General features: G+C 62.6%; 18 protein-coding genes. 9 read left to right on the plus strand and 9 right to left on the minus strand.

Annotation, left to right across the window (positions count from 1 at the left end):
• Nucleotides 1-27: 27 nt before the first annotated feature.
• Both ligD and VLU25_20925 read right to left on the minus strand, forming a co-directional pair.
• Nucleotides 28-2532: a DNA ligase D gene (gene ligD / locus VLU25_20920; protein ID HSR70405.1), complete on the minus strand. Its 2505-nt coding sequence runs from the start codon at nt 2530-2532 to the stop codon at nt 28-30.
• Nucleotides 2533-2554: 22 nt separating this feature from the next.
• Nucleotides 2555-3403 (minus strand): Ku protein, encoded by an 849-nt coding sequence (locus VLU25_20925; GenBank protein HSR70406.1) that lies wholly within the window; start codon nt 3401-3403, stop codon nt 2555-2557.
• A gap of 159 nt (nt 3404-3562) precedes the next feature.
• Here VLU25_20925 and VLU25_20930 point away from each other — a divergent pair, with 159 nt between their 5' ends.
• Genes VLU25_20930 through VLU25_20940 form a run of 3 tightly spaced genes read left to right on the plus strand, consistent with a single transcriptional unit; the run spans nt 3563 to nt 7742 of the window.
• Nucleotides 3563-4411 carry a tetratricopeptide repeat protein gene (locus VLU25_20930; protein HSR70407.1) on the plus strand — a complete coding sequence of 283 codons (849 nt, stop codon included), beginning with the start codon at nt 3563-3565 and terminating at the stop codon, nt 4409-4411.
• Between the two features lie 55 nt (nt 4412-4466).
• On the plus strand, nt 4467-5270 hold the full coding sequence (locus VLU25_20935) for a hypothetical protein (GenBank protein ID HSR70408.1): 804 nt from the start codon (nt 4467-4469) through the stop codon (nt 5268-5270).
• Nucleotides 5271-5291: 21 nt separating this feature from the next.
• On the plus strand, nt 5292-7742 hold the full coding sequence (locus tag VLU25_20940; protein ID HSR70409.1) for a protein kinase: 2451 nt from the start codon (nt 5292-5294) through the stop codon (nt 7740-7742).
• 256 nt (nt 7743-7998) lie between these two features.
• On the opposite strand, the gene VLU25_20945 is transcribed toward VLU25_20940, so the two are convergent.
• Complete coding sequence (locus VLU25_20945; GenBank protein HSR70410.1) at nt 7999-8130, minus strand: hypothetical protein; 132 nt, start codon at nt 8128-8130, stop codon at nt 7999-8001.
• 75 nt (nt 8131-8205) lie between these two features.
• Here VLU25_20945 and VLU25_20950 point away from each other — a divergent pair, with 75 nt between their 5' ends.
• Nucleotides 8206-9828: a sodium:solute symporter gene (locus VLU25_20950; protein ID HSR70411.1), complete on the plus strand. Its 1623-nt coding sequence runs from the start codon at nt 8206-8208 to the stop codon at nt 9826-9828.
• A gap of 22 nt (nt 9829-9850) precedes the next feature.
• Nucleotides 9851-10825 (plus strand): DUF1028 domain-containing protein, encoded by a 975-nt coding sequence (locus tag VLU25_20955; protein HSR70412.1) that lies wholly within the window; start codon nt 9851-9853, stop codon nt 10823-10825.
• Nucleotides 10826-10960: 135 nt separating this feature from the next.
• On the opposite strand, the gene VLU25_20960 is transcribed toward VLU25_20955, so the two are convergent.
• The 3 genes from VLU25_20960 to VLU25_20970 all read right to left on the minus strand — a co-directional run bounded on the left by VLU25_20960 (nt 10961) and on the right by VLU25_20970 (nt 15313).
• On the minus strand, nt 10961-11455 hold the full coding sequence (locus VLU25_20960) for a hypothetical protein (GenBank protein ID HSR70413.1): 495 nt from the start codon (nt 11453-11455) through the stop codon (nt 10961-10963).
• Between the two features lie 191 nt (nt 11456-11646).
• On the minus strand, nt 11647-14628 hold the full coding sequence (locus VLU25_20965; protein HSR70414.1) for a protein kinase: 2982 nt from the start codon (nt 14626-14628) through the stop codon (nt 11647-11649).
• A gap of 67 nt (nt 14629-14695) precedes the next feature.
• The gene (locus tag VLU25_20970) at nt 14696-15313 is read right to left on the minus strand and encodes a sigma-70 family RNA polymerase sigma factor (protein ID HSR70415.1); all 618 of its coding nucleotides are present in this window, start codon (nt 15311-15313) and stop codon (nt 14696-14698) included.
• Nucleotides 15314-15613: 300 nt separating this feature from the next.
• Here VLU25_20970 and VLU25_20975 point away from each other — a divergent pair, with 300 nt between their 5' ends.
• Nucleotides 15614-16906: a PQQ-binding-like beta-propeller repeat protein gene (locus tag VLU25_20975; protein HSR70416.1), complete on the plus strand. Its 1293-nt coding sequence runs from the start codon at nt 15614-15616 to the stop codon at nt 16904-16906.
• Nucleotides 16907-16967: 61 nt separating this feature from the next.
• Here VLU25_20975 and msrP read toward each other — a convergent pair whose 3' ends face one another.
• Nucleotides 16968-17993 carry a protein-methionine-sulfoxide reductase catalytic subunit MsrP gene (gene msrP / locus VLU25_20980; GenBank protein ID HSR70417.1) on the minus strand — a complete coding sequence of 342 codons (1026 nt, stop codon included), beginning with the start codon at nt 17991-17993 and terminating at the stop codon, nt 16968-16970.
• Between the two features lie 127 nt (nt 17994-18120).
• Here msrP and VLU25_20985 point away from each other — a divergent pair, with 127 nt between their 5' ends.
• Entirely contained in the window at nt 18121-19353 is a 1233-nt protein-coding gene (locus tag VLU25_20985) for a bifunctional alpha/beta hydrolase/OsmC family protein (GenBank protein ID HSR70418.1), read from the plus strand.
• On the opposite strand, the gene VLU25_20990 is transcribed toward VLU25_20985, so the two are convergent.
• Both VLU25_20990 and VLU25_20995 read right to left on the minus strand, forming a co-directional pair.
• A complete protein-coding gene (locus tag VLU25_20990) occupies nt 19329-19982 on the minus strand; it encodes a hypothetical protein (protein HSR70419.1) in 654 nt (217 codons plus the stop codon). The two genes, VLU25_20985 and VLU25_20990, sit on opposite strands and share 25 nt — an antisense overlap.
• A gap of 8 nt (nt 19983-19990) precedes the next feature.
• Nucleotides 19991-20329, minus strand: a complete 339-nt coding sequence (locus tag VLU25_20995) for a histidine triad nucleotide-binding protein (GenBank protein ID HSR70420.1) — start codon at nt 20327-20329, stop codon at nt 19991-19993.
• Between the two features lie 84 nt (nt 20330-20413).
• On the opposite strand from VLU25_20995, the gene VLU25_21000 reads away from it, so the two are divergent.
• Together VLU25_21000 and VLU25_21005 are read left to right on the plus strand one after the other, a co-directional pair.
• Complete coding sequence (locus VLU25_21000; protein HSR70421.1) at nt 20414-22201, plus strand: sodium:solute symporter family protein; 1788 nt, start codon at nt 20414-20416, stop codon at nt 22199-22201.
• Nucleotides 22202-22295: 94 nt separating this feature from the next.
• A complete protein-coding gene (locus VLU25_21005) occupies nt 22296-22967 on the plus strand; it encodes a hypothetical protein (GenBank protein ID HSR70422.1) in 672 nt (223 codons plus the stop codon).
• Nucleotides 22968-23367 lie beyond the last annotated feature (400 nt).

A 23367-nucleotide genomic window follows, 5' to 3' on the forward strand; every position in this document is an offset into this window, starting at 1 on the left:
TGCCCCATCTCCCTCTCCGTTTACCTGTCAGTTGGTCTGCAAACGTCTAGAGAGGCGCTGCAAGACCTCTCCGAAATCGGGCTGGCTGTGCAGCAGTGGGGAGAGCGGGTCGCCTTCTTCCTTGAGGCGATGGGGGAGGGAGCGTATGTGATAGTCGGAAAGCTTCAGTCCCGTCTTGACCTCCTCCCAGCGCAGAGGGCAGGAGACTGGAGCGGCCGGCAGCGGGCGGACGGAAAAGGGCGAGACCAGCAGCTTGCCGTGGCCGTTCTGTCCCGTGTCGAGGTAGACCTTGCCTTGGCGCTTGTCCAATGAGCGGAAGAGGGTGGCGATTTCCCCATGCTCCAGCGCCACCACCCGCGACAGCAGTTCGGCCAGGTCGCGCGACTGCTTGTAGGTGCAGAGTCCGGCCAGCGGCACCAGCACGTGCAGTCCGCTGGAGCCGCTGGTCTTGCAGAAGGCCGGCAGTTCGATCTCCTGGCACAGTTCGTGGAAGGCGCGGGCCAGGGTGACGACGTCCTCGAAGGGAGCGTCCTTGGGATCCAGATCGATGATGCTCCAGTCGGGATGGGCCAGATTGGCGAAGCGGCTCGACCAAACGTGCAGGGGGATGGTTCCCAGGTTGGCCAGGTAGAGCAGCGTCTCGGGATTGTCGCAGACAATGTGGTCGATCTCGCGCTCGGCGTGCTGGCTCCAGATGCGCTCGGTGCGCACCCAATCGGGCAGGTAGTCGGGGGCGTTTTTCTGGAAAAAGTACTTGCCTTCGATGCCGTCGGGATAACGGGTCAGGACCAGCGGACGGTCGGTCAGGTAGGGCATCAGCCAGGGGGCCACCGAGTGGTAGTAATCGATCAGGTCGCCCTTGCTGTAGCCGTCCTTGGGCCAGAACACTTTTTCGCGGTTGGTGAAAGGGATGCGGCGTTCTTCGGAAGGCGGGGCGGAGGGCGGCTCTTCCGGGGCGTCCTCGTGCTCGCGCAGGCATTCCTCGGGCTTGACCTCGGGCCGCAGCTTTTCGAAGACCGGCAGGCGCAGGTTTTCGGCTTCCGTCCATTCGGTGTAGCGGACGCGGCAAACCAGTTGCGGTTCGACCCAGGTGCGCTTGACTTTGGGAACCTGGCCCTGGCAGGGAGGATCTTTTCGCCGCAGCGGCTCCAGCATGGCCGAGATCTCGTCGATGAGCTTTTGCGAGAAGCCGGTCCCCACCGAGCCTGCGTAGTGGAGCTTGCCGGCCTGAAAGACTCCCAGTTCCAGAGAGGCGAATCCCGTGCGGGCGCCCGACTTGGGGTGGACCATGGAAACGATCACGCAGTCCTGGTGGCGCTCGGCACGGATCTTGACCCAATCGCCGCTGCGTCCCGCCGTGTAAGCCGCCTCGCTTCGCTTGGCGATCAATCCCTCCACACCCAGGGCTTCCACGTGGGAAAAGAGCTCGCGGCCTTTTTCGGGAATGTGCTGGGCAAAGCGCAGCGGTCCCGCTTTGGGGACCACCATGGCCAGGATCTCCTTGCGCTGCAGGTAGGTGAGCGGACGCAGGTCGAAGTCCTCGAAGATGAGCAGGTCGAAGAGATAGAGAAGCGCCGGATGCTCCAGGTCAGCCCGCTGGATGTCGGCGCTGCGGTTGAGCATGGCGCGCTTCTGCAGCCGCTGGAAGCTGGGCCGGGCTTGTTCGTCCAGCACCACGATTTCTCCATCGGCCACCAGCGAGGAGTAGGGCAGTCCGCCCAGCATGCGGGAAACGGCCGGGTAGATGCGGGTGGCTTCCGAGCCCTTGCGGTATTGAAGACGGCCGCGCGTGCCTTCCTTGAAGGCCAGCAGGCGATATCCGTCGTACTTGAGCTCGAAGCACCAGCCAGGGTCTGAAAATGGCCGGCCGCCGGGTTCTGCCAGCATCAAGGGGATCTCGCCCAGCTTGGGAAGGCCGCCCTCGATGCGGGGGGCGCCCCAGCTTTCCAGGCGCTCACGGATGGGCTTGGAGCGCTCGTGCCCTTGCCCCAGCTCTTCCACCGTGATGGCCGAGAAGACCGACTCCTCCGTCCAGCACTCGCGCAGCGGATCGCCGGCCAGGGCGTCGCGCTTCTTGAAGAGCAGCCATTCGTTTTGCTTCTCGGCCCGGGGACGGATCAGTTCCCATCCGCCCCGCATCTTGTAGCCCCTCAGTTCGAAATGCAGCTTGCCCTCCCTCAGCCCCTCGTCGGGATCGTTGAGAGGCGTCCACATGCCCTGATCCCAAACGATCATGGGGCCGGCCCCGTAGTTCCCTTCCGGGATGACGCCTTCGAAGTCGGCGTAGCCCAGGGGGTGGTCTTCGGTCTGGAAGGCGCCCCGCTTGTCGGCGGGGTCCGGCGAAGGGCCTTTGGGGACGGCCCAGGAAAGCAGTACGCCTCCCCACTCCAAACGCAGGTCGTAGTGAAGGTTTCGGGCCGAGTGCTTCTGCACCACGAAGCGTCCCGCGGGTCCGGCGCCCCCGAAAGGTTCGGGTGTCTGCTCGGGCGAGCGCTTCTCTCGATACTCCTTCAGCTTGTCGTCGGCGGCCATGGCTCAGGTGGGATTATAAGCCCTACGACTCGGCGGCCTTCTCTTGGGCTTCTTCTTGAGGCCCCTCCTCAGCCGCCTTGGCTGATTTGCGTTCCTTGTCGTCCCCGCCCAGACTGGCTTTGAGGGCCGACATGAGGTCGATGATCTGGGCCTGAGGAGCCTCTCCCGCGGTGCTCACGATGTCCTCGCCTTCCACTTTCTTTTCGATCAGCTCGCGCACCCTCTTAGAGACGGTGTCGCGGTAGTTCTCGGGGTGGAACTCCTCGTGAGAGACCTGGTCGATAAGCTGCATGGCCAAATCGAGTTCGGGCTCTTTGACCTCGACTTGGGGCAGCGGAATCTCGTCCAGCGCCCGCACTTCTTCCTGGTAGCGCAGGTGCTGCATGACCAGGGCGCCGTCTCCCATGCAGCGCACCATCACCAGGTATTCCTTGCCGCGGGCGGCGTAGCGGGCCAGGGCCACCCGTCCGCTTTTTTGCAGGGCCTTGGCCAGCAGCGCGTATGCCCTTTCCCCTCCCTGATCGGGACTCAGATAGTAGGCCTTGTCGAAATAGACGGGATCGATCTCCTTGGCAGGGATGAATTCGCTGATCTCGATGGTCTTGTTGGCCTGGGCCTCCAGTTCCCGCAATTCCTCCTGGGTGAAGGTCACGTACTGGTCCTTGGCGAACTCGTAGCCCTTGATGGCGTCCTTGCGCTCCACCACGTCGCCTTTGGCGTTGATCAACTGCTGGCGCAGCCGCGTCTTGCTCTCGGGGTCGAGCAGGTTGAAGGACACCGAAGAAGAACTGTCCGAAGAGGTGAAGATCTTGATCGGAATGGAAACCAGTCCGAAGGAAACCGTCGCCTTGCCCATCGATCGTGTAGCCATAGCCTGAAAGTCTATCAGAGCCGCAGGCCCGACGGGAACAAGCTGAGAGCATGGATTGGGGCCGTGCCGGCCTGCCCGCCGGCGGAAAAAACAGGCCTGGAGAGGGGCTTGCGGCGTCTTTGCATGGCCAAATGAGAAGGCCTGTTACAATATGGGGCCATGGACGGCGATGCCCCCTATCCAGGAGGATATACCACCCGGCAGGTTGGGCGCCTGTTGGGCATTCCCGACTATGCCGTCAGAGGCTATGTCTATTCGGGACTGATTTCGCCCCGTCGCGGCACGCGCGCCGAGTACCGTTATTCCTTTCAGGACCTGGTGGTGATGCGCATGGCCCTCGAGCTGTGCAGCCGTCTTTCGCCCCGCCGCGTCTTCCGCGATCTGCGGCGCTTCAAGACGCAGCTTCCCGAAGGACGCTCGCTCAGCACCCTGCAAATCAACGTGGAAGGCGAAGAGCTGGTGGTGCGCAACGGCGACGAGTGCTGCAATTCCTGCGGCCAGCGGGTCTTCGATTTCGACCTCTCGGAACTGGCCGAGAAAGCCCGTCCGCTGGCCCGCGCCAACGCCCGCCGTTCCCGCCGCGATGAACGGGCCCACAGCGCCGATTCCTGGTTCGAGACGGGACGCGACCTGGAGCAGGTCGACCGCTGCGAGGCCGCCCAGGCCTACATGCGGGCCTTGCGGCTCAATCCCTTCCACCTCAAGGCCCATATCAACCTGGGACGCCTGCGTCACGAGTCGGGAGCCCTCAACGAAGCCGTGGCCCACTACCGCAACGCCCTCAAGGCTTCGCCCCGCGACGTGACGGCGGCCTTCAACCTGGCGGTGGCCCTGCAAGACATGGACCTCCGTCAGGAAGCCCTGGAAGCCTACCGCCAACTCCTCTCCATCGAACCCCGCTACGCCGACGCCCACTACAACATCTCCCGCCTCTACGAAGACCTGGGACGCCGCAAAGAAGCCCTGCGCCACATGACCACCTACCGCAACCTGGTGAAATCGGTCTGATTTCCGGTATGCTAGCTCCCATCCAGACCGCTGAACAAAAAGGAGTCGATGCACGATGCTTCTTTCATCTCAATTTCGAGCCATTTCTCTTTTCTTGATGCTTCTTTTGGCGGCCTTGTCGGCGCCTGCGGCATTCGGCCAGGAGGACGCGGAAAAAGATCCCGCGGCCCTGGCCGACAAGCTGATGGAGGCCCTGGGGGGTCAAGAGGCCTGGAACAACGCCCGCTACATCCGCTTTAACTTCTTCGGCAACCGGCTCCATTACTGGGACAAGTGGACGGGCCGCCACCGGGTGCAAGGCAAGACCCGTTCGGGCGACGAGTTCGTGGTGCTGCACAATATCAATACCCGTGAAGGCGAGGCCTGGGTCAACGGCGAGAAGCAGGAGGGCGAAGAGGCCCAAGACTGGCTGGAGCGCGCTTACGGCATGTGGGTCAACGACACCTACTGGCTGGTCATGCCCTACAAGCTCAAGGACCCCGGCGTCCATCTCGCCTACGCCGGCCAGGAAGAGGTCGACGGCACCACCTACGACAAAGTACTGTTGACCTTTGAAAGCGGCGTGGGACTGACCTCCGGCGACCGCTACTGGGCCTATCTGAACCCCGATACCGGACTGATGGACCGCTGGGCCTACATCCTGGAAAGCAACCAAGACGAGGATCCCGAGGCCACCGTCTGGAACTGGACGGACTGGCAGTCCTACGGCGGCATCATGCTGGCCGGACGCCGCAGCAGTCCCGACGGAAGCCGTTCCGCCGAGTTGAGCCACATCGCCGTTTACGACCAGCTTCCCGATTCCGTCTTCCAGTCGCCCGATCCCGTCGAGGGCCAGGGCGCCGTCGAGGAGGAGGGCTGATCGCAGGGCCCGCTTCAGGCGATGAAGTCGAAGACGGTCCACCACTACCAGATCCTGCGCCGTCTGGGCGCGGGTGGCGCGGGCGTGGTCTATTCAGCCTTCGATATGAAGCTGATGCGTCCGGTGGTGCTGAAGAAGCTGCACCGCGGCTCGGCCTCCGACCAGAAGCGGCGGGCCCGCCTTTTGCGTGAAGCGCGCATGGCCTCGGCCATCGAGCACCCCAACGTTTGTCCCGTCTACGAGGTGGGGGAAGCCGAGGGCAATGACTTCATCGTCATGCAGTTCGTGGAGGGTCGGACGCTGGAGCAGCTCATCGCAGAAGGTCCTCTCAACCTCTACCTGGCGCTCTCCATCGCCATCCAAACGGCGGACGGCCTGGCGGCGGCTCACCGCCTGGGGATTCTTCACCGCGACCTCAAGCCGGCCAACCTGATGATCTCCGACAACGGGGTGGTCAAGATCCTCGATTTCGGCCTGGCCGTGCGGACCGAGGGGACGGCCAAGGCGGCTCGGGAAACCTCCCCGCCCGCGGCTTCGGTCGCTGAGAGCGGCGGATTCTCCAGTTCGGGACGCATGGGCACCTTCTACTACATGGCGCCCGAGCAGTTCGTCACCCTCAAGGCCAGCGAGCAAACCGACATCTTCGCGTTGGGGCTGATCCTCTACCAGATGATCACGGGCAGCCATCCTTTCTGGTTTCGCAATGCCGACCAGAACCAAGTGGCGCGCGCCATCCAATACAAGGCGGCGCCTCCGCTGGAGGACTTCAGGCCGGATCTCCCCGCCGATTTTCAGCAGGTGGTGTCGAAGGCGCTGGACAAGCAGCCGTCCGGGCGCTACAAGACGGCGGCCGACCTGCGCGACGCGCTCAAGACGGTGATGAAGTCGCTGCATTACGAGGTAGGGGTGGTGCCAGGGGAGGCTTCGGCCGTCCTGCCTGCGCCGGAGGCCAAACGGGACAAGCGCAGCGGCATCTTTTCGCTGCTGGCGGAGCGTTTTCTAGGTGCCGGATCGCCGCGCATCCCGGCCAATACTCTGGCCGTGCTGCCCTTTCAATCCTCGCGCGAATCGCCTCAAGACCGCTTTCTGGGATTCGCTTTGGCTGATGCTGTCGCCACCCGCCTCTCGCGCATACCCTGGCTGCAGGTGCGTCCTTCCAGCACGGTGATGTCGGTGCCCCACCTGCCTGCCAATCCTGCTCAGGCCGGCAAGCAACTGCGTGCGGCGGCCGTCCTGCAGGGAAAGTACCGCCTGGGCGAGGAAGGCTTCAGCCTCAACTGGCAGTTGCTCGCCAGCCTCTCCGAAACGGTGCTTTCGGGGGGCTCGATCAGCCTGCCGGGAGGGGAAGCGCCCGCCATCCAGAACCGGGTCAGCGAGGAGATCTACGCGGCCATCAGCAGCATGAGCGGCCTGCGTCCGGCGGCCGCGGACGACGATGGCTCCGTTGCTCAGGGCCTCCGCCGCAGGCGCGACAGGGACCTGCCGGCCGAGTACCTGGAGGCCCGCGCCGTCCTCACCAGCTACGCCCTGCGCGGAGGTCACGGCAAAGACCTCAAGCAGGCCCGCCAGATGCTGCAGGGCGTCCTGCAAGACAATCCGCAACTGGCTCCCGTCCACTCGGCGCTGGGCATCTCCCACCTGCTGGCGGTGCGCAACGGAGCCGTCCATGCCGAGCATCTCAAGAAGGCCCAGGACCACCTGGCCCAGGCCCTGGAACTCGATCCCCAACTGGTTGAAGCCAACCTCTTCCGCCTCTACACTTTCCTCTGGCGGGGCGAGAAGGCGGCGGCCCGCCGGGGTGTCCAGAACCTGCTCGACAAGGCTCCCGAAGATCCCGAGGTGCACACCGTGGCGGGGGTCATCCAGCGCCTCGACGGACTCTATCCGCAAGCCCTCGAGTCCTTCTCGGAGGCCCTGCGACTCAATCCCGCCGTAGCCACCACCGTCTACTACCAGCGTGGACGCACCCACGTCTACCGCGGCGACCCCGAGGCGGCCTTCCACGAGGTCAACAAAGGCCTGGCCCTGGAGCCCCGCCACACCCTCCTGCGCTCGTCCCTGGGCTACCTCCTCGTGCGTTTCGAGGAGTTCACCCAAGCCATCGAAACCCTGCAAGAGATCGTCGACGAAGACCCTCACCTGCGCCTGGCCTATCCCACTCTGGCCATCGCCTACCTCTCTGCCGGCCACCCCACCGTCGCCCGCGACCTCATCACCGACGAAATCCTTTCCTCGGGCCGCCACGACGGCGACATGGCCTACCGCCTGGCCACCTACTTCGCCGTAGCCGCTGACCGCGACCAAGCCCTCGCCTGGCTCCGCAAAGCCGTCTACCTGGGCAACGAAAGCCACCCCTGGCTCTCCACCAACCCCCTCTGGACCCCCCTCAACGGCGATCCCGACCTCAACAAAATCCTCCAAGACCTCAAAAATACCCACACCCAAAACCAACGCCTCTGGCTCAACCCGTAAGCCGACATCCGCTCGACTTCTGGTACGTCTTCCTGAGGTCGCTCTTCTAGACAGAACACCTCGGCCGGTTACAAATAGGCGAATAGGAACAGTTCCTCCATCGCCGCAAGGATGCGCCTCCCACCCTCCCGGAAGCTGCCCGCTCAAGAGGACTGAGCGGAGCCGTCTGGTGGGAGGCGCATCCTTGCGGCGATGGAGATAACCAGACACCAGGTTATATAGGGTCAGACCCGTCCAAGGGCCGACAGGGCTTAGCTCAGGAATCCCATGCCGCCGATTCACCCCCTGCCGGGTTTCGACCGAGAGCCCGTACCGCGGCGGGAGCGAGCAACTCGGCGGCTCGATCGATGAGCTCTTTGTTGCCTTCCAGGAGATCGTCTTTCGTCATCCGCGCCCAGCCTTGGACAGCGTGGGGGAAGGCTGCCATAATTCTGCGGCGCGTCCACCACAAAGGAGAGGGTTCGTGGGACTTCTTGAGACATTGGACTGGCTGGTTGTGGGCTTTTACTTCGTGGTCGTTTTCGCGGTGGCCATTTGGGCCACGCAGCGCGAAAAGGGGACGCGGAAGACCTCGCAGGGGTATTTTCTGGCGGGACGCAACGTGGGGTGGTTCATCATCGGCGCCTCGCTGTTCGCCTCCAACATCGGGTCGGAGCATCTGGTGGGGTTGGCCGGGACGGGGGCCAACAGCGGCGTGGCCGTGGGGCAGTTCGAGATTCTGGCCTCGCTGATTCTGCTGCTCTTGGGGTGGGTCTTCGTGCCCTTCTACCTGGAGAGCGGCGTGTTTACCATGCCGGAGTTCCTGGAGCGGCGCTATTCCTCGGGAGCACGCTGGTATCTGGCGGGGATTTCGATTGTCGGGTATGTGCTGACCAAGATTTCGGTCACCATCTATGCCGGGGGCATCGTCTTCGAGTCCCTGATGGGGATTAACTTTTGGACGGGCGCCCTGGTCGTTGTGTTGGCGACCGGAGTCTACACGGTCTTCGGCGGACTCAGGGCCGTGCTCTACACCGACATGCTGCAAATGTTCGTGCTGGTGGGCGGCGCCGTGGCGGTGACCCTCATCGGACTCTCCGAGCTGGGCGGCTGGGACGAGATGTACGCTACCGCCGGAAGCAGCTTCTTCGACATGTGGAAGCCCGTCAGCGATCCCAGCTTTCCCTGGACGGGGATTCTTTTCGGCGCTCCCATTCTGGGCGTCTGGTATTGGTGCACCGACCAGTTCATCGTCCAGCGCGTGCTCTCGGCCTCCGACCAGGACAACGCCCGCCGCGGAACCATCTTCGGCGGCTTCCTGAAGGTTCTGCCTCTCTTCATCTTCGTGATTCCCGGGGTGGTGGCCTACTCGCTCTCGCAGAAGGGAATGATGGAATTGGCCGAGCCCGATCAGGCGCTTCCGACCATGATCGGCGTCCTGCTGCCGGCCGGGCTCAAAGGACTGGTGGTGGCCGGACTGCTGGCCGCCCTGATGAGCTCGCTGTCGTCGGTCTTCAACTCCTGCTCGACGCTCATCACCTGGGACATCTACCGCAAGGTCCATCCCGAGGCTACCGAGCGCCGCCTGGTGTGGGTGGGACAGATTTCGACGGTGGTTCTGGTGGGACTTGGACTGCTGTGGATCCCCATGATGCAGTTCATCTCAGGCCGCCTCTACGAATACCTGCAAAGCGTACAGGCCTATATTTCGCCGCCCATCGCCGCCGTCTTTCTCATCGGCATCTTCTACAAGCGGGTCAACGCGTCCGGCGCCATCGCTTCGCTGCTGACCGGATTCGTGCTGGGCATGTCGCGGCTGGCGCTGGAGCTTTACAAGTCGGAGCTGACGCCAGGATCGATGCTTCACACTTATGCCGACATCAACTTCCTCCACTTCGCCATCCTGCTTTTCGCCATCTGCTCGACAGTTCTGCTCGTGGTCAGCCTGCTGACGCCCCCCCAATCGGAGGCCAAGCTGGCCGGACTCACCTACGCCACCACCGAGGTGGCCGACGAGTCGACCCAAGCCGGCAAGCGAAACGACCTGCTTCTCACCGGCCTGCTCATCCTTTGCGTGGTGGCGGTATGGATCTATTTTTCGGGTTGATTCCCGGAAGAAGGGAAACGTCATGTTCTTGACCTGGACTCTAAGTCTTTTGCTGTTGGCGGGCCAGCCCCAGGCCAGGCCGTCGGAGTTGGCCCACACCTATTCCATCGTGGCCTACGATGAGCAGACCGGGGAGGTGGGCGGAGCCGTCCAGTCCCACTGGTTCTCGGTGGGAAGCATCGTCGTTTGGGCCCAGGGAGGAGTAGGGGCGGTGGCCACCCAGTCCTTCGTCAACGTCGACTACGGTCCCCTGGGACTGCGGGCCATGGCTTCGGGAGAGCGACCCGGACCCGCCCTCGAGCGCTTGACTCAGGCCGACCCGGGACGGGACGTCCGCCAGGTGGCCTTTGTCGACGTCTCAGGACGGGTGGCGGCCCACACGGGCCAGAAGTGCATCCGCCATCATTGCGATGTGCAGGGTGACGGGTTCAGCGTGCAGGCCAACATGATGCTCAAGTCCACCGTGTGCACGGCCATGGCCGAGGCCTTCCGCTCCGCCCGCGGATCGCTGGCCCGTCGCCTGATGGCCGCATTGCAGGCCGCCGAAGCTGAAGGAGGCGACATCCGGGGACGCCAGAGCGCCGCCCTCAAGGTGGTCTCGGCCGCCAAGCCGGAACAGCCCTGGGAGGGCGTGATGGTGGATATCCGCGTCGACGACCATCAGCGTCCGCTGCAGGAACTGGAGCGTCTGCTCACCGTGCAGGAAGCCTACAACGACATGAACGCCGGAGACCTGGCCATCGAGCACGGGCAGATGGAACAAGCGCTGCAACACTATGCGCGCGCCGAGGAGAAGCTTCCAGGACGGCTGGAGCCGCGCTACTGGCACGCCGTCCAACTGGTCTCGGTGGGACGCCTGCAGGAAGCCTTGCCGATCTTCAAGGAGATCTTCGCCCAGGACGGGAATTGGCTGGAACTGACGCGGCGGCTGGCGGAGGTGGACCTGCTTCCCCAAGACCCTGAGGTCCTCAAGGCCATCGAAGAGCAGGCCCCCTAGGTGCCTGGAAGGTTTCGACGGAGTCGTCCTGTAGGCTGCCTGTTAGGCCGATTCTCACACAGTTTCCAGGGGACCGGCAAGGGGTGTGATGAGGAGTGCGGCCCCCCAGGTCCTCCGAGGGGCCGCCGGACGGCCTCAACCTCCTTCTTGAGGCGTGTAGTCGTCGTGGTTGTAGGCGGGGTCGTCGAGCAGGGCCAAGGAGCAGGAAGTGAACCAACCCTCCTCGGTCACGTCTTCCATGCTCTGGGAGGCCGAGGGATCGTTGAGCAGATCCTCGATGAGGGCGACCTCGGTGGCGTTCAGATGAAGGAACTGCTGTGAGGCCAGGTTTGCGACTCCCTCCTGGCGCATCCTGTTGCGCAGGCCCCGGTCGATGGTGAGAATGCCCACCAACTCCCGGCAGTCCTCGCCTTGTTGAGCGGGCGAGGCCAGGGCGGCAATCCTCTGCCCGATGTTGGCGAGAGCGTCGTAAACCTCCTGCACTCCAAGCAGCCGGCTGATCTCGCCCACATCATACTGAGAGAGGCGCAATTCCAGTGATTCCGCCGCGCCTCTGGCGTCGGCCTGGACTTGATCGAGAAACTCGGCGTTCCCTGCAGCTCTTCCCCACACTTTCCATACGTTGCTCATGACATGCTCCTTTGCATGTTTTCCGGGACGAGCCTCTTCCCGCCCGCGCAGGCGGGACCGCGTCCGGCGGATTGCCGTGAGAGCCGCAGAAAAGTCTGCCGATGATTCGTTAGAAGGGGGATGCGCCGGTCAATTAGTGTGATAACGCCGGAGCAGAACGATGCTCGCCGCCGGAGGTTCAGACCGGCAGCCTATTTTGAGGTGTCCCGGCCAGCGGGATGTGCGCATTCCGCTTCCAGAATCCGCTGCCCGAATCTGTCCGGAGTCCAGAAGGATTTGAGCTCCTGTTGCAGCTCTTGAGCCTCTTCTTCTTTGCCGACCCCGATCAGACAGCAGGCCATCCGTTTCCTAACGACTGCCAGCATGTCGGCCGGCAGCCAATAGATGAGACGGCCCTTGCGGTCCAAAATCTCGCGATAGATGCGAATCGCACTATCGTAACTGCCCGTTTCTTCGAGCAGGCGAGCAAGAGATGCCGCTGATAGTATATCTTCTAATCCTCGATGGGCTTTGTCAAGAGGTGTTCTGGCTTCTTCGATTCGACCCTGCCGCAAGTACTCTTCACCCTCTAACTGCATCAGGTACCATCGAGTGAGCTTGTTGGAGTACTGGCTGTCGATTTGCCGCAGTTTCTCAATGTATGGCCCGGACTTGTCCCAATGTCCCCATTGGCCCAGAAGCAGTGCGGCATCGCGCAGCCTGCGGTGAAACTGGGGCGGGAAGTCGTCTTCAAGCAGATATTCCAGCGCCTGCAGGGCTTGATCTTCGCGATCGGTCAAAAAGTAGAGATGGGCCAGACGCAGGTCGGTCAGGTAGCCGATGAAGCGGTTGCCGCGCCTCTCGCCGCTGCCTTTCCCGCGTTCCAGCCATTTCAGGGCCTCTTCGTGATGGCCTTGCAGAAGTTCGTTCTGGGCCAGGTAGTAGCGGGCGACCGGTATCCACAAGGCCCGGTCTCTGCCCATGGCGGTTTGCTCCCCCCGTTTGGAGGCGCACTGCTCCATCTTCAACAGGACTTGTTCGGCGCCTTCAAAGTCGTCCAGTCCCATTCGTGAGAAAGCCTCGGCCCAATCCAGGTAAGGCCAATCCTCATTTGGCGAGCGCAGCTCTTGCGCGATGTCGAGGGCTTCCCGGAACTGGCTGTTCCGGGCCAGAATGAAGGCGATCCTGCCCTTGTATCGCCTCTCCTCGGAAGGTTGCAGACGGATGGCCTGCTCCAAATGGTCGATGGCCTCGTCAAAAAACCCGATCCGTGCCAAGTCGTTGGAAACGAGGACGTGGAGGGTGGCGTCGTCGGGTCTCGCGGCAAGGACCGCTTCAGCTATCTCAATAGCCTCATGATGCTGTCCCGTCATTTGCAGGTATTGCACCTCGATGAGGCGGCTCTCAGGAGGACTGGCGTTATGACGCAGACGGTAGCCCTCAGTGATTGTCTGCAGCGAGGCCTTGGAGTTGCCCATAGCGCTCTGGCAAAGAGCGAGTGCGCGGTGGGCGGAGGCAAACTGGGGATCTTCCCCGATCGCCGTTTCCAGCAGGCCCACCCGTTTCTCGAGCAGAGGCGTCAACTCCGCTTCATGGTAGTGTTTCAAGGCCTCAAAACTGGTCGTCGTCACCTTGGGGTAGTTAGGTCTGCTTCCCAATTGGGGGGACCTGCTGATCACATTGGAGAGCAGGGGGTGCATCATCTGTCTGAGCAGGGAGTCGATTTGGCCCTGTTGGCGAAGGGTCTCAGCGTCGAAGTGAAGGGTCGAAGAGGCTGATGAAGCCTCCAGGAGGAGTCGTGTCCCTTGTGGGGAGTGATCCAGTCCTATCTTCAGAGAAATGTCCGCCATGCCGCGCTGCAGCAATTCCTGGGCCGTATTGCCGTCGACCGGACTGTCAGCGGGTTTTCCCATCAGCTTTAGATTGTCGGCCAAGGTCGCGGCATTCACCGGCGTGAAGCGGGGATAGGCGCTTAGAACATCTCTTACGGTTCCATCGATGGCAGCTCTGTCTGCCGCTTCCACCGATCCCGAGACCTCCTCCATCAGGATGCGCAACTCTCGCTCGGGACTGGAATACTGGATGATGAGAAGTAATGCGGCGAAGACGATTATGAGCAGAGCCGCCACGGCTTTAAGGGGCGGTCGCGGCCAGCCTCCCCCCGTCGAATCGGCGGGGCGCTGCATCAGCCGCAGGGACTGATCGGTCAAGACTCCCGCCAGAGCGTCTTCCATCTGCCGCGCCGAATGGAAGCGCCGGCGCGGATTAGGATCAAGCGCTTTCTCCACGATCCTGCAGACGGCGTGAGGGAGTTGCGGGCGCGCCTCGCCCAGAGGCGTGAAGATTTTCTTGCGATGTCCTTGGCGGATCTCCCCCACATCGGTGCCCCGCACGGGAAAAGTGCGGCTCATCAGGTAGTAGAGCAGGACGCCGATGGAGTAGATGTCGGAGAGAGGCGTCGGCTCTTCGCCTCTGAGCACCTCGGGCGCCATGTAGAGGGGCGTGCCCGAGATGGGCGCCTGAGTGTCGGCTTGGGGCGAATCGGGAATCTCGTAGCCGGTGCCGAAATCGGTGAGGACGATGCGTCCGCCTTGGCCGCGGATGATGTTCTGAGCCTTGATGTCGCGGTGCACAACTCCGGCCTGATGAACCATGGCGGCGGCCCGGCATACCTGCATCCCGATGACCACAGCCTCGCCGGCGCTGCAGGGGCCCTGCTCCTCGACCATCTCATCCAGGTTGCGTCCCCGCACGTACTCCATCCACAGCCCCACCTGACCGCCGTGGGTGTCGGCCCCGTACACGGTGGCTACGCTGGGATCGTTGATTTTGGCCAGCAGACGCGCTTCCCGGACCAGACGGAGGCGGCGCTCCTCATCCTTCTGGGCCTGTTTCCCGCCCGTTGAGCGAGGGCGCATCAGCTTGAGGGCCACATTGCGTTCCAACTGGGCATCCCAGGCCCGGTAGACTTCCCCGCAGGCCCCTCCTCCGATGCGCTCGCGGATGATCAGATGGCCCCAGCGGCGCGGGGTTCCTGTATCGGGATCGGAAGACTGCTGGAGATCAGCTTGAGTGGGCGGGCTTGAGGCTGGATCAGGGCTCAGGGAAGCGACTCGGGACACTCGGTGCAGTTGGCGGGCCAGACGAAGCTGCTGGTCGTCCAGGGCCATGGCTTCGATCTCTTCCCACGCCACTGGTTCTCCATCGGAAATGCGGGCTGCTAGGTGCAGCAGAGGGTCATCCTGGGGGGACTTCACGCTATCACTCCATCGGTGTCTCCATCCGCTCCGCCAAGCGCAGCAGGGCCCTGACCACTCCCATGCGGGCGGCGTCGGGAGAGGGGCGGCCCAGCGATTGGGCGATTTGCCGGTAGCTCCAGCGTTTTTCGATCCGAGCCACGATCAGGTCGCGGTCCTTGGGACGAAGGGTGGTCAATGCCGACCGGTAACGGTCCCGGCATTCTTCGCCCAGGTATTCCTCCAACGGGTTCGGTCCCGGATGTGGCGACTCCTGTCGCGGGGGATCGACCTCTTGCGGCTTGCGCTGGGCACGCCGGATAGCGTCGCGGACGCGGTTGGACAGACTCCGGCGCAGATAAATCTTGAAGGCCTTGTCGTGGTGGGGAAGGAACCGCGGCACATGGTGGACGGTGTGCATCATGGTGTCCTGCACCAGGTCATCGGTGTCCAGCAAGCCCCGCGCGGAGCCGGGCAAGCGCCCGTGAGCCCATTGCTTGAGAATCGGAATGTAACGTCGGAAGATGGCGTCCAGCGCTTCCTCGTCGCCCGAGCGCGCCTTCCTCAGCAACTCAACCGTGGATGATGATTCCAGCCGCTCTTCGGATAAATCTGTGCTGTCACTCCACGTAATCGTTCCCATGCCTGCCCCCCAAATTACAAGTAAGCCTGTACAATTAGTCAGTATCATATCCGTCTGAAGCAGGTTGCTGCAAGATCTAAAAGCGCTTGAAAACGAAGCCGGGCTGGAATCTCCGACGAGAGTTGCTTGAGGCACCCCGTTGCGCCCGCCGCCCAGGAAAATGCAACCTGTGCCCAGGGCTTGCCGTCAATGAGGAAGTCGAACAAAGGAGCGCGTGCGGTACCGGTGCGCATTCCGTGACATCAACTTGTCCACATCGTCAATCCAGTCGGGCTAGTAACGTTGTAAGGGAGTGAAGGGATGAAACGAATCTGTACGATAGGGAAACTCGGGTTCTTTGGAGCTTGGCTGTTGGCCTTGCCTCTGCTTCTGGCCGGTGACTGGCCGCAATGGAGGGGCGTGGAGCGCAACGGGCAATCCAGCGACACGGGTCTGCTCAAAGAATGGCCCGAGAATGGCCCGCCGCTGGTCTACAGCGCCTCCGGAGTGGGCAAGGGCTACTCCAGCCTGTCTCTCTCCGATGGGCTGATTTTCACTATGGGAGACATCGACTCCGCCCAATACGTGGTGGCCCTCCGGGCTGAGGACGGCTCCTCCGCTTGGAAAACCAGGGTCGGACCGCCTTGGCCCGACCAGTACGTGGGCGCGCGCAGCACTCCCACCGTGGACGGGGACCGCCTCTATGCTCTGGGAACCGAGGGCGATCTGGTCTGCCTGAGAAAATCCGACGGCCAGGAGCTTTGGCGGCGCAACCTCAAAGAGGACTTCGGCGGTCATCTGATGATCATCCAGAACACCAACTGGAAATACGCCGAGTCGCCCCTGGTGGACGGAAACAAAGTTGTCGTCACTCCCGGCGGACCCCAAGCCGCCATGGTGGCGCTCAACAAGATGACGGGGGAGGAAATCTGGCGTACCGCCGTCCCCGATCTGGGCGAGAAGGGCGCCGACGGGGCAGCCTATTCCTCCATCGTCATCTCAAACGGCGCCGGAGTGAAACAATACGTCCAGTTGATGGGACGCGGCGTGGTGGGCGTGGACGCTGAAACGGGACGCTTCCTGTGGGGATACAACCGGGTGGCCAACGACGTCGCCAACATCACCACCCCCATCGTGGAGGGCGACTACGTCTTCGCATCTACCGGCTACCGCACCGGGGCGGCCCTGCTCAAGCTCTCCAAAGAGGGCTCGGGCGTGAAAGCCGAAGAAGTCTACTTCCTGGAAGCCAACGTCATGCAGAACCACCACGGAGGGATCATTCTCCATAACGGCTACCTCTACACCGGCACCGGCCACAACAGGGGCTACCCGCTGTGCGTGGAAATGACGTCGGGAGAGGTGGCCTGGGGCCCCATCCGCAACGACGGAGAGGGTTCGGCGGCCGTCTCCTATGCCGACGGCAACCTCTACATGCGCTACCAGAACGGACTGATGATGCTGGTTGAAGCCACGCCCCAGGAGTATCGCGAGAAGGGAAGCTTCACGATTCCCAACGTCAACCAGTTCAGCTGGTCGCACCCCGTGGTCTCCGGAGGACGTCTTTATCTGCGCGAGCAGGACAACCTGCACGTCTACGACATTTCCGCCCCCTGACGGCAGGGAGACGGCTCTTCATAGCAGCGGTCCGCCGCGCGCGGCGGACCGCTGTCCCTGTCTAGCGTGCGATTTCGCCCGGACGCAGAGGACGCTGGGGAGTCCGCGGCTCGTCCGGATACAGCTCCGCGACGTACTTTCCATAACCATTGAAGATGGGCGTTGCGAAACGCTCCTCGTTCCTCAGCCAGTAGGACTGCGACTGACTCCAGCGGGGGTGGGGAATGTTGGGATTGACGTTGGAGAGAAACCCGTATTCGTGAGGCTGGATCTGCCAGAAGGTCTTGGGCTCTTGGCGCAGGAACTCGATGCGCACGATCGACTTGGGGTTCTTGTAGCCATACTTCCAGGGCACGATCACCCGCAGGGGAGCGCCATGCTGCTTGAGCAGGGGCTCGCCGTAGATGCCCGTCACCGCCAGAGCCAACTCGTTCATGGCTTCGTCCATGCGCAGAGCCTCGTGATAGGGCCAGGGATAGTGAGAGGCCTTGCTCAGACCCGGCATCTGCCCGGGGCGCTCGGCCGAGATGAAGCGGACGTACTTGGCCGACGACTTGGGATCGGCCTTCTCGATCAGCTTTGAAAGCGGAAAGCCGCTCCAGGGAACGTTCATTGCCCAACGCTCCACGCAGCGAAAGTGGTAGACGCGTTCCTCGTGGGCAAAAGCGAAGATGTCGTCCAGGTCGAGCGTCATGGGATTGTTGCAGTCGCCCACCAGTTGCACCTTCCAGGGCTCGACCTCGAAGTCCTCGGCGTATTCCCAAACCGGTCCGCCCCGCCCCGGCAGGAACTCATAGAAGTTGTTGTGAGAAGCCGCCGTCTCCCTGGGCGTCAATGGCTTGGCGATTCCGGCGGGCAGTTGGTAGTCGTTGTTGCGGGTGGCCGGAAAGACGTCCGGGCGCTGCAGAGGAGGCTTCAGCTTGGCTTCCTCGGGCGGGCTCGAAAACAGCCCCTCGCCCCGGCAGAACTGGGATGAAGCGCCTACCGCACCCAGGGCCATGGCGGCCACGAACTTGCGGCGGTTGAAGTAAACCTCGCGGGGGGTCGGTTCCAGCGAGGGAATATCGGCTCGATATTGTCTAGCCATAGTCGTTTGTCCTCAAATCCAGTCTCCTAGATGGGCTCAGGCATGTCAATGTTGCAAGCCTCGGAGGGCCGATTCAGTTGGATATGCGACCATTGCCGCCGTCGAGCCGATATGGGACTCTTGAAGCATGCAAATCGAAAGAGAAAAATTCACCTTCGACAACGGCCGGGGAGAATCTCTGGCGGCCCGCCTGGAAAGACCGCGGGAGCCCCTGGCTTACGCCCTCTTCGCACACTGCTTCACCTGCTCCAAGGACATCGCCGCCGCCTCGCGCATCTCGCGGGCCTTGTGCGGGCAGGGAATCGGAGTGCTGCGCTTTGATTTCACCGGACTGGGCAACAGCGACGGAGATTTCTCAAATACCAACTTCTCCTCCAACGTGGAGGATCTCGTGGCCGCCGCCGCCGCCCTGGGAGAGCGCCTGCAAGCGCCCCGCCTGCTCATCGGACACAGCCTGGGAGGCGCCGCCGTGCTGGCGGCCGCATCAAGCATCCAAGAATGCAGAGCCGTGGCCACCATTGGCGCACCCGCTGATCCGGGACATGTGGAGCACCTGCTGCAATCGAAACTGGATGAAATCGAGGAGGAAGGCAGCGCCACGGTGGTGCTGGCTGGACGCGAGTTCAGGATCAAGAAGCAGTTTTTGGAGGACATCCGTTCCCAGTCGCTGCAAGAGCGGATCGGTCAACTGAAGCGTGCGCTGCTGATCTTCCATTCGCCGCTCGACAAGATCGTCGGCATCGACCAGGCGGCCGCCATTTTCAGCGCCGCCAAACATCCCAAGAGCTTTGTCTCCCTGGACGATGCTGACCATCTGCTCAACGACCAGAGGGACTCTCAGTACGTGGCCCGCGTCCTGGCCGCCTGGGCGTCGCGATTCCTGCAAGTCGAGCGAGATGGCCAGGGTGAGGCCGACGGGACCTCAGACCATTCCCCCGAGGGCACGGTGGTGGTGGAGGAAGATGGCCCCCGCTTTCTGCAGGCTGTACGGGCCCGCCGCCATGTGCTCAAGGCTGACGAACCGTCCGGCTTGGGAGGCGGGGACGGCGGCATGACGCCCTACGAACTGCTGCAGGCGGCGCTGGGAGCCTGCACCGCCATCACCCTGCGCATGTACGCCGACCGCAAGGAGTGGCCGCTGGACAAGGTCAGGGTGGAATTGCGCTACGACAAGATCCATGCCCAAGACTGCCGTGACTGCCAGAGCAAGGAGGGGAAGGTCGACCGCATCCGCGAGCGCATCGAGGTGACGGGCCATCTCGACCAGAGCCAGCGCCGCCGCCTGCTGGAAATCTCTAAGAAATGCCCGGTCTACCGCACCCTGACTTCAGAGGTTCACATCGAGAGCGAACTGGCCTGATCGCCTGGCACGCCGCCGTGGGAGTCATTGAAACCGCAGCATCGCAGGCGGCGTCGATAGCACAGATGAGCGCCAAAGACATCGATCCGTTCATTCTGGATATGCCCATCGGGGGCCGCAATCTGCGGGCCGCCACGCTGGGCGCTGAAATCGGACAGGAAGCCCACTTGCTGGTCTTTCTGCGCCACTTCGGCTGACCGTTTTGTCGCGAAGCGGTCGGAGACCTGCGCCAAGCCTCCCAAGACAGCAGCGGTTTTCCTCGGATCCTCTTCTTTCATCTGGGCCAGAAGACGGACGGCGAGGAGTTCTTTGAAACCTTCTGGCCTGAGGCCCGGGCCATTTGCGATCCCGAGCAGCGGTTTTACGGCGCCTTCGACCTCTACACCGGGAGCCTGCGCGAACTCTTCGGTCCGGCCGTCTGGCTGCGCGCCATCAAGGCCTTCCGAAAGGGCTATTCGCGCGGCAAGCCGGTAGGCAATCCCTGGACCATGCCGGGCACTTTTCTGGTCTGCCGCCGGAAAGTGGTTTGGAAGCACCGCTTCAACCACGCCGGAGACCATCCCGATTTCCAGGCCATGCCGCGTCGCATGGCGCGGCATGCACAGGAGTGCATGGGCTGAGCCGACCATCTTCGAGCCTAGCCTGGCGGCCAGGTCATGCTGCGTCCTCCCAGGATGTGCAGATGAAGGTGGTCGACGGTCTGTCCTCCCTTGCGGCCGGTGTTGGCCACCACCCTGTAGCCGTCTTGGGCCAACTCCAGTTGGCGGGCGATCTCCGCAACCTTCAGCAGCAGGTGTCCGCAAAGCTCGGCGTCCTCTGCCTTCAGATGGTTGAGGGACGCCACTTCCTTCTTGGGAATCAGCAGCACGTGCACGGGCGCTTGCGGATTGATGTCCCGGAAGGCCAGGCAGTGTTCGTCTTCATAGACGATGTCGGCGGGGATCTCTCTGTCGATGATCTTTTTGAAGAGGGTCATGGCCTTAATGATCTCTGATTGGGCCGCCTTGTCAACGTCCTTCGGCCTTTTCAGGCGTCGATCCTCGTTGCATAATGAGCGGCCATGCAGCTCAGCAGCCTGGATTTGGCGATCGTCTTGGCTTATTTCGCCTTGGTGGTGGCGGTGGGCCTCTACTACTCGCGCCGGGCCGGCCGCGGGCCGGAGGAGTTTTTTCTCTCCGGGAGGCGACTGCCCTGGTGGCTGTTGGGAACTTCAATGGTGGCCACCACCTTTTCCACCGATACGCCCAATCTGGTGGCCGACATCGTGCGCAGCAACGGGGTGAGCGGAAACTGGGTGTGGTGGGCCTTCGTCGTCACCGGAATGTGCACCGTGTTCTTTTACGCCAAGCTGTGGAGGCGTTCACGGGCCTTGACCGACATCGGATTCTACGAGCTGCGCTACTCGGGACGTCCCGCCGCTTTCCTGCGAGGCTTCCGGGCCCTCTACCTGGGCGTTTTCTTCAACGTCATGATCATGGCCTCGGTGACCTTGGCGGCCATCAAGATCGGAGGAGTGCTGCTGGGTCTCGATCCGGTCACCATCGTCATCGGCTGCGCCGCCGTAACGGCTCTCTATTCCGCCATGGCCGGCTTGTGGGGGGTGGTGGTCACCGACCTGCTGCTTTTCGTGATGGCCATGGCCGGCAGTTTGGCAGCCGCTTACTACTCCCTGCAGCGGCCTGAGGTGGGCGGGCTGGCGGGCTTGATTTCAAGTCCGGAGCTGGCCGGGCGGCTCAGCCTGCTGCCCGACTTCAATGACTGGGAGACCGCCCTGGCGGTCTTCATCGTTCCGCTGGCGGTGCAGTGGTGGAGCACCTGGTACCCGGGAGCTGAGCCGGGCGGCGGCGGCTACGTGGCTCAACGCATGCTGGCCGCCCGTGACGAGCGCCAGTCCATGCTCTCGGTGTTGTGGTTCAATGCCGCCCACTATGGGCTGCGTCCCTGGCCCTGGATCATCGTGGCCCTTTGCTCCCTGCTGGTCTTCCCCACCCTGGAGTCCATCCAGCAGGCTTTTCCCGATCTGGACGGCTCGATCATGGGCAACGACTTGGCCTACCCGGCCATGCTCACCTTCCTGCCCTCAGGCCTGTTGGGATTGGCCCTGGCCTCGCTGGCGGCGGCCTATATGTCGACCATCAGCACCCATCTCAACTGGGGGTCGTCCTACATCGTCGACGACTTCTATCGGCGCTTTCTCAAGCCCCGGGCCGACGACCGCCACTACGTGGTGGCGGGCCGGGTGTCGACGGTCTTCCTGACGCTGCTGGCTTCGCTGGTGGCCCTGTGGTTGGAGAATGCCTTGCAGGCTTTCCAGATCCTTCTGCAGATCGGAGCCGGAACCGGCCTGATCTTTCTCCTCAGATGGTTCTGGTGGCGCATCAACGCCTGGAGCGAGATCTCGGCCATGCTGGTTTCTTTCTTGGTGGCCTTTTACTTCGAATTCCTTCATGCCGGTACCGGATTGCCTCTGCCCTCCTCCTCCTGGCGGCTGATCGTCGGGGTGGCCGTCACCAGCGCCTGCTGGCTTGTGGTCACCTTTCTCACCGCGCCCGCCGACAAAGCCAAGCTGCAGTCCTTCTACGACGCCATCCGGCCCCACGGCAAGGGATGGTCGCGGGTGGTCGACACATCGCGGGTGGGCCACCGCGATTCCCCTGCTGCCGCCTTCACTTGCTGGTTTCTGGGTTGCGGGGCGGTCTACTCGATCCTGTTCGCCGGAGGCTACCTGATTTATGGACGCTACCTGCTGGGAGCGCTCCTGGTGGGACTGGCCTTGCTTTGCGGGTGGGGTATTATGAGACTGTTTCCCCACGCCCTGGGCAGCCAGGAGCCGATCCAGGGGTCTTGAAGGACTCATCGGCCAGCTTCAATTGATGCGGAGACTCCAAGCTCCGAAAATTCCTTGAGGGGTTTTTGAGGCACGCGTCGTTTATACGAGTGCAATGGAGAAGAACTACAACGAACTAGTCCGGCTCCGCCGCCACTGGGCGGATCTCAGCGAGTTGGCGGTTCCTACTGAAAAATGCTACGAGGCCGGCCGCATCTTCGATGCGGCTCGCGGCGATGCCTCTCCGGCCGAGTGCCGGGAAATCGTCGATCATGTTGTCGACTGCCCGGTGTGCGCCGAAACCTGGCGGTTGGCCTATTCAATTGACTATCACGGCGAAGCTGTGGCGGCCCATCCATCGGCATGGCGTTCCGCCTCCAATTGGATGATGGCCGTGGCTGCTATGCTGCTCCTGCTGGTGGCGGGCGGCAATATGTACATCTCGTATATATACATGCCCGATCCCCACTACCGCGATCTGCAGGAATCGTCCGCCGCAATCGAGCCGGCGCAGGACATCGTCGCTTCCAGAGACGGTTTCACCCTCCGCTGGCAAGTCGTCCCCGAGTCTGCGGGGGAGGCCATGACGTTTCGGGTTGAGGTAAAGACACGGGAGGATCTGCAGGACATCGTCGAAGAATGGGATGTGCCTGACAACCAGTACCATGTCGAGGCCCGCTTACTGCAAGGTCTGCCCTCCGGCACAGTGCTGTTGTGGCAGGTCCAAGCCTCCTTTGACGGCCGTGCCGTTCTCCGCTCCCCGCCCCAACAGCTCGTGCTCCAGTGAAGAAGAAATCGTTTGAAAAAAACGTCCTGCACTGAGAGGATAGATTCGTCCCAAGCGTTAGTACGCTTGAGACGAAACGCCGAATCGCACGAATGTTAGGAGGAAGGATGCTGAGTTCGCATCAAGACTTGAAGGAAACTCCCTTGATTCAGGCCCCGACCAAAGGCCTAGGTGAGAGGGACCTGTCGATCTTGGCTCAAACCCAAGATCCCAAAGATCCGCCCAAGGAACCTGATCCCACGGGTGATGGCGGTAGTTCTTCTTTTCGATATCTGAACTAGTCGCCTGTCCTCCCGCGGGGAGCGGCTCCTAGAGTCAGATCATCCCATGGCGCGCGGCGCGGCAGGCTTTGCCGCGCCGCGCGCTGTCCCTTGAGTTCCGCGCAGGAGACTGGAAGACG

The sequence above is a fragment of the Acidobacteriota bacterium genome (assembly GCA_035471785.1).
Taxonomy (GTDB): Bacteria; Acidobacteriota; UBA6911; order RPQK01; family DATIPO01; genus JANQFM01.

Bases quoted from the DNA above. Each gene is read 5' to 3' on its own strand.
- ligD (HSR70405.1), bottom strand. From the start codon at position 2,532: ATGGCCGCCGACGACAAGCTGAAGGAGTATCGAGAGAAGCGCTCGCCC.
- VLU25_20925 (HSR70406.1), bottom strand. From the start codon at position 3,403: ATGGCTACACGATCGATGGGCAAGGCGACGGTTTCCTTCGGACTGGTT.
- VLU25_20930 (HSR70407.1), top strand. From the start codon at position 3,563: ATGGACGGCGATGCCCCCTATCCAGGAGGATATACCACCCGGCAGGTT.
- VLU25_20935 (HSR70408.1), top strand. From the start codon at position 4,467: ATGCTTCTTTCATCTCAATTTCGAGCCATTTCTCTTTTCTTGATGCTT.
- VLU25_20940 (HSR70409.1), top strand. From the start codon at position 5,292: ATGAAGTCGAAGACGGTCCACCACTACCAGATCCTGCGCCGTCTGGGC.
- VLU25_20945 (HSR70410.1), bottom strand. From the start codon at position 8,130: ATGACGAAAGACGATCTCCTGGAAGGCAACAAAGAGCTCATCGATCGA.
- VLU25_20955 (HSR70412.1), top strand. From the start codon at position 9,851: ATGTTCTTGACCTGGACTCTAAGTCTTTTGCTGTTGGCGGGCCAGCCC.
- VLU25_20960 (HSR70413.1), bottom strand. From the start codon at position 11,455: ATGAGCAACGTATGGAAAGTGTGGGGAAGAGCTGCAGGGAACGCCGAG.
- VLU25_20970 (HSR70415.1), bottom strand. From the start codon at position 15,313: ATGGGAACGATTACGTGGAGTGACAGCACAGATTTATCCGAAGAGCGG.
- VLU25_20975 (HSR70416.1), top strand. From the start codon at position 15,614: ATGAAACGAATCTGTACGATAGGGAAACTCGGGTTCTTTGGAGCTTGG.
- msrP (HSR70417.1), bottom strand. From the start codon at position 17,993: ATGGCTAGACAATATCGAGCCGATATTCCCTCGCTGGAACCGACCCCC.
- VLU25_20985 (HSR70418.1), top strand. From the start codon at position 18,121: ATGCAAATCGAAAGAGAAAAATTCACCTTCGACAACGGCCGGGGAGAA.
- VLU25_20990 (HSR70419.1), bottom strand. From the start codon at position 19,982: ATGGTCGGCTCAGCCCATGCACTCCTGTGCATGCCGCGCCATGCGACG.
- VLU25_20995 (HSR70420.1), bottom strand. From the start codon at position 20,329: ATGACCCTCTTCAAAAAGATCATCGACAGAGAGATCCCCGCCGACATC.
- VLU25_21000 (HSR70421.1), top strand. From the start codon at position 20,414: ATGCAGCTCAGCAGCCTGGATTTGGCGATCGTCTTGGCTTATTTCGCC.
- VLU25_21005 (HSR70422.1), top strand. From the start codon at position 22,296: ATGGAGAAGAACTACAACGAACTAGTCCGGCTCCGCCGCCACTGGGCG.